This is a genomic window from Mucilaginibacter sp., from assembly GCF_036383575.1.
Taxonomy (GTDB): domain Bacteria; phylum Bacteroidota; class Bacteroidia; order Sphingobacteriales; family Sphingobacteriaceae; genus Mucilaginibacter.
In genome coordinates this window covers 1-6,042 of record NZ_DASVOB010000044.1, presented here as the reverse complement: position 1 = coordinate 6,042, position 6,042 = coordinate 1, and the positions used below count along the sequence as shown (strand labels likewise).

The following is a 6,042-nucleotide window of genomic DNA, read 5'->3' as shown; positions in this document are numbered from 1 at the left end:
GCAAGCGGGCTCTTAAAGGCCCCAAGGGTTATACGGGGTGTGTAATTTGCCCTGTTTATTCCGCTAATATCTTACTTCTCATCGCAGAGCACGTCATCTCATTTTTTTTCAGGAGAATCCTGATGGTTACTCGCAATGACGTGAATAGAGATTGGCTTGGTGTACGTCCGTCCGTATACCTGTGTTACCACGCTTAGGGACGGGTAATGGACGGGGTTGTAATGACACTGGTGAGTATGCAACCAAAAAAGCCATTGAGAGACACGAGTACGCCACGCTTTAGCCCCTCTCTGCACACTCGCGCCGGGGAGGGGAACCATTACCGAAGTTTATTAACTTCGGTTTTTAAACAACATAGCTAATATTAAATTGATAATTTTGGTTTAAGAACAACGCAAACACTAAACCATGAATATATTAAAAAAGTTATTCGGCAAAAAAGACACAAATATTGAAGAAGTGCCTCCTGCGCCGGAAAATGTAGTTCCTGATCAACCTGAAATTAGCGAGAATACAGCCTCAATAACCGACGAAATTGAAGAAGCGCCCTTTACGCAAGAAAAGGTAGCTGCTGCTCAACCCGAAGCTAATGAACACACCCTCCCGACCGCTGAAGAATTAAAAAAGGCATTTGATGAAAAATTCAGTTTCGATCATTCTGAAGAAAACTTTGAGATTGAAATATATGATTCGATAAAAAGATATTATTCAAGGTCAGACCTTGACATTAGATTTAATTTAACAGATGCAAACGGCATAACTTACAAGCCACATGAAGCTTTTAATGCTGTATTTAACGAATGGAAACAAATTCGCTCCAAATGGGACAGGCGTGGACTATTATTTAGATTTTGGGATGAAACGGAATTTAATAAAATAGGAAAATGGCAAATTATTGAACGCTATAATAACGACCGTAAACCTGTGGAGGCCGGGGAATATTTTAGTGAAAATGTAAAGGACGACGATTTGAATAACGCTTTGATATTGGTTGCAATGGCCAAAACAAACAGGCTTTTATCCAGATTGGAAAAAGCGCGGAAGATTATCGACTATGCCTTTGAGAATGTGCCAAACCACCCTAAAGTAAGGGTTGAATATGCTAATATTTTGCACCTTCATGGAAATGAAAGCGACAAACAAAAGGCGCACAATTTGATTGATGAACTATTAAAGGAAAAGATTGCCGCCTCAGATCAAAAGACAATAGGGTTGCTCAATTATTTCTGTTTCTCAAAAGATTATATTGATTCATCAATTTTTGCAGCTTCATTTTTACACGCAGGCAACGCCGATTTGAAAGCATGGAATTTGTTGGCCGAAGAATATTACTACTGCCCGGTTTTTAGGCATGAACATGCAGTGAAATTGACAAATACCAACGAGCCTCTGCTTGCTCTCGCAAAATTAAATTCGTTGGCAAATGAATTTCCCTGGTACGAACAAGGCGTTATAGCGGCGATAGACATTATAAATCAATTTCGTTCGCAAATGAATAATCCCCGATTTATGGAGGATGAGTTAAAACAGCTAAATCACTATCTGTCGGTACACAAACAGCGTGGTGCTGGTATTTGATGTTTTGAATATTTAACAGCGCATGAGGCTATCTTTTGGCTTCGGGATTAAGTTATAAACTTCCCCCAACTGGCGCGAGTATGCAGCATAGGGAAAAACGTGGCGCACTCCTGACTTTTTAAGCAAGTTCGCGATTGCTTCGTACCTCACGATTGCGAGGTACGTTGATAAAACCTATAACAAACTAAACATTAGCAAGGATAGGCTTTGTTTCAAATTACTATTTTACAATTTCTTTTTAGGTTTGTTAAAAGCATATGAGTGGCAAAGTAAAAAATTACAGATGTTGGTTTTTAATTAATCAGAACCGGGAGCAACGCGACTATGAACCGCTTGAGCAGCAAGCTGCAAAAGTATTTCTTAGCTTTATTGAAGGCAGGGACTATGGCGGCAATATTGATCTTTTTAGATTCGACATCTATATTGAGCCGACAATTAACTTAGGGTTACACGAGGATGGTGTTTATACAGGTTGCGCACACATTTCAAGTCATGTTGATCATACGGTTTTCAATCAATCAACCGAAATCGAAAGGATTTCACTGATGTTAAATGCGTCGTTAATATCCATAAAATACCTCGCTCAAAGAATGACAATACCCAAAGGGTTTGAAGCAGACAAATTGTATAGCGACTATGAAAACTATCTCAAAGAGGAATCACACCTGCTAAATGATAAACAGCTGAATTTATCTATTATAAAGCCTTTTAATAACCTGCGGTTTAATTTTGTTGTTACCACCACCGTTGAAGTAAAAGAGAAAAACATTCATTACAAGCTTAACGACGTAGAAGATTTTGTCAATAATAACCTATCCGGGATAGATTTCGGTACATCGGTGCACGCCTTTCATTTAGGATATGAGATAGCCGACTCAAAAGGATACATGCAGCATCATGCAGAAACCGCTAACCTTAAACGTTATGGCGCCAAATACCTTCTTGTTGTTAAACAGTTTGATTATGATGAATTAAAGCAGCTTGATGTGCATGGTCAATTTAAAGTGCTGAAAAACAAAATTCTTGAAGCCATATCAGACATCAGCAGTTTAAACAAAAAGCCTAAGGATTTTAAAAGCCAAAAGTTTTTTCATGAGATGACTGCTATATTAAGCGATTACGAGAAAAGATATATCATTAGCTAATATCGTTAAACACAGACTGAAAATCCCCCCTACCGCAGGCGTCCATAGCTTTTAGAAAGTGTTTGACACGGGGTGACGGACGGACGACGAGCATTAATTAGATTCCTTGTTGATAGGCCACACGCGTTGCTGATTTCTATCAGATATAAAAATGCCCTCCGGCTATCCGAAGAGCATTTTTTGTTTAAACACTACAGCAGGTTTAGCGATAGCGTAACCTGTGGGGCGCACCGTATAAGCTTCCAGCTTAAGCGGCGAAGCTGAAAGCTTCGATCATACTTAACCACGGGTTACGCTATCGCTAAACCCGCGGCAGATGTTATTTTTCTTAAATCTTGACTTCTTGATTCTTGTCTCTCAATTCTCATTTCTCCCCTACTCCGTTTTCAAACTCTTCACCGGGTTCATCAGTGCTGCTTTCACACTCAGGAATGATACCGTTGCAAAAGCTACCAGCAATACCAGGAAAAACGGTATAACAAACAGGAAGGGGTTGATATCCATCCGGAAGGCATAAGTTTGCAGCCATTTACTGATGGCATACCATCCTATCGGTGCCGAGATCACGAACGACACCACCACCAGCAGGGCGAAATCTTTATACAACAACCTTAAAATACTGTTTACCGAAGCGCCGAGTACCTTACGGATCCCTATCTCTTTAGTGCGCTGTACAATGGTGTACGATACCAGGCCAAATAAGCCCAGGCAGGCCACAAAAATGGCTATGCCGGTAAATACGCCAAACACCTGCCCAAAGCGCTGATCAGTTTTGTATTGCTTGTTGAAAAACTGGTCTAAAAAGAAATAATCAAACTGGTCGCCGGGGAAGAAGGCGGCCCATGTTTTCTTGAGATCGGTAATGGTTTGGGGCATATTGGTGGTGCTTACCTTTACCGATACTTCTCCCCGCACGTCGGGGATACAGCGGAAGATAATGGCATCATAAGCATCATGCAGGGATTGCTGGTGGAAGTTATCGGCCACGCCTACTATGGTATAAACCTGTCCCCAAAAATCAATGCGTTTGCCAAGGGCATCGGCAGGTTTGCTGAAGCCCAATTGCTCAACAGCTTTTTTGTTGAACACCACGCTGTGCGGGTCATCGCCAAACTCTTTGGAAAACTTACGACCGGCTACCAGTTTAATATCATAAGCGTTCAGATAATCATAATCGGCACCGATGATACGGTATTGCTTGCTGGTGCTTTGATCGGAGCCTACCAGCTTAATACCTCCGGCATTCCAGCCCACAGGTTCGCCGGGGATAGAGGTTGACACGGTTACGCTTTTAACGGCAGATTGTGCCAGGCATTCGTGTTTAAACGAGCTCATGCTGCGGTAAAAGGAATCTACCTTAACCAGCGGTGCTTTGATCACCAGGGTTTGATCAATCTTCACCCCTAACTTTTGGCTTTGCATATATTTAAGCTGCCTGAATACGGTAAGCGAGCCTATCAGCAAAAATATAGAGGCCGCAAACTGAAATACCACCATTGCCTTACGCAATATCACTCCCCTTGGCGATGCCAGGATCTTGCCCTTCATCACCTCAACCGGCCTGAAGGCTGACAGCACAATAGCCGGATAAAAACCGCTGAAGAATGAGCCCAGCACAAAGATCCCCAAAACAGCCAGCCAAAAAGCGGCTTTGGTAAACAAGGTGAAACCCATCTGTATGCCCGAAATATTGGCAAATGCAGGCAGGCAGGCCATAATGATGAGCAATGCAAGCCCAATAGCCATAGCGTTAAGCATCATGGCCTCCAGCATAAACTGGGTAATTAGCTGCCCCTTTGCCGAACCAAGGGTTTTACGTACGCCAACCTCTTTAGCCCTGCCAATACCACGGGCGGTAGCCAGGTTGATATAATTGATCCAGGCAATAATGATCACAAAAATGGCAATACCTAAAAGCAGGTACACCGATTTGCCGTCGCCATTGGGCTGAAACTCCAGCATGCGGTTGGAGTACAGGTGGATGTCCTTTACCGGCTGCAGGCTATAAACTCCCCCTTCGCCCGATCCGGGGTACTTGTCGTAAGCCTTTTTCACTATCGGGATAAACTTGCCCTCCAATTTACGCGGATCAACGCCTGGTTTTAGCAACAGGTAAGTGGTACAGCCGTCGTTTAGCCAGGCATTATCAATATTGAAATTTTTATTAGGCGGATTTTCTTTAAGCAGCGTAGCATACGATTGCATGATATCAAAATTCATGTGCGTATTGGCAGGCATGTTATTCATTACGCCTGTAATTTTAAGCGGCTTATCTGTATTAATATATAGGGTTTGCCCAACCGGGTTTATACCGGGGAAAAGTTTATCGGCAATTTGCCGGGTAATTACCGCGGTGTTAGGTTCTTTAAGCGCTGTGTTAGGGTCGCCATTTATCAGCGGGAAAGTAAACGTTTTAAAGAAAGCCTCGCTTACATAATATACGTTCTGGATCACCATTTTTTGCTCCTTGTAGGTAGCAATGGTTTGGCCGGCACCTAAAATTTTCACATATTCCTCAATTTCGGGAAGCTCGGTTTTAAAGGCAGATCCCGGCGCAAATGCCCCGCCAGCCCATTGGGTGCTTAACTTACCGTTGTTATACCTGTCCTGATTGATGCGGAAAACCCGGTCCTTTTTGGTGTGGAAATCATCGTAGCTCAATTCAAAACTAACGTATTGCAGTATAAGCAGGCATGCAGCCATGCCAATAGCCAGTCCTACTATATTGATAGTGGAGAAAGCCTTGTTTTTAGATAGGTTTCTAAAAGCAACCAGCAGGTAATTTTTAAGCATAATTGTGTGATTTATACCTGATAATTAGCCAATTACGCGCCACAATTACAAGCAATTGATTATCAATAAATTACTCCAAATCACAATCTACGAAAGTGTTCGTTTTCGCACAGTGATTGTGCGGTTATGGTTTTTAGAGATTAGAGGTTGGAGGTTGGAGATTAGAGGTTAGGTTAATTTTCGTTTCCCTGGCGCAAGTATTGTGTGGTTGGAAGAGCGGGGCTTACTTGTGCCCTCTGCATTAGAAAGGCTTTGAGGTTCCGTGTCCACACAATTAAAAAAGAGTTGGGCACAGGGAGACGGACGGACGACTGTTTAAAAAAACGACATTGCGAGGTACGAAGCAATCGCGAACTGTACAGGGAGCACTTGTTTACCCGCTCTGTAAGTAGGGGATTGCTTCGTGCCTTATAATGACGTGCATGTAAATCATTCATAATCAAGCTGCATTTTGGAGAGTAAGACCGAGTTTTTGAGCTTCTTTTTGCAGACGAGCAAGCTTTCTTGCCTTTTGTACTTCTGCATC

At 42.5% G+C, this 6,042-nt stretch carries 3 protein-coding genes; 2 read left to right on the top strand and 1 reads right to left on the bottom strand.

Annotation, left to right across the window (positions count from 1 at the left end):
• Nucleotides 1-408 precede the first annotated feature (408 nt).
• Nucleotides 409-1,578, top strand: a complete 1,170-nt coding sequence (locus tag VF500_RS01415) for a hypothetical protein (protein ID WP_330857961.1) — start codon at nt 409-411, stop codon at nt 1,576-1,578.
• A 257-nt stretch (nt 1,579-1,835) separates the two neighbouring features.
• The gene (locus VF500_RS01410) at nt 1,836-2,723 is read left to right on the top strand and encodes a hypothetical protein (protein ID WP_330857960.1); all 888 of its coding nucleotides are present in this window, start codon (nt 1,836-1,838) and stop codon (nt 2,721-2,723) included.
• A 375-nt stretch (nt 2,724-3,098) separates the two neighbouring features.
• On the opposite strand, the gene VF500_RS01405 is transcribed toward VF500_RS01410, so the two are convergent.
• Nucleotides 3,099-5,516, bottom strand: a complete 2,418-nt coding sequence (locus VF500_RS01405; RefSeq protein WP_330857959.1) for an ABC transporter permease — start codon at nt 5,514-5,516, stop codon at nt 3,099-3,101.
• Nucleotides 5,517-6,042: the final 526 nt, after the last annotated feature.

Coding starts and splice junctions, on each gene's coding strand:
- VF500_RS01415 (WP_330857961.1), top strand. CDS start 409: ATGAATATATTAAAAAAGTTATTCGGCAAAAAAGACACAAATATTGAA.
- VF500_RS01410 (WP_330857960.1), top strand. CDS start 1,836: ATGAGTGGCAAAGTAAAAAATTACAGATGTTGGTTTTTAATTAATCAG.
- VF500_RS01405 (WP_330857959.1), bottom strand. CDS start 5,516: ATGCTTAAAAATTACCTGCTGGTTGCTTTTAGAAACCTATCTAAAAAC.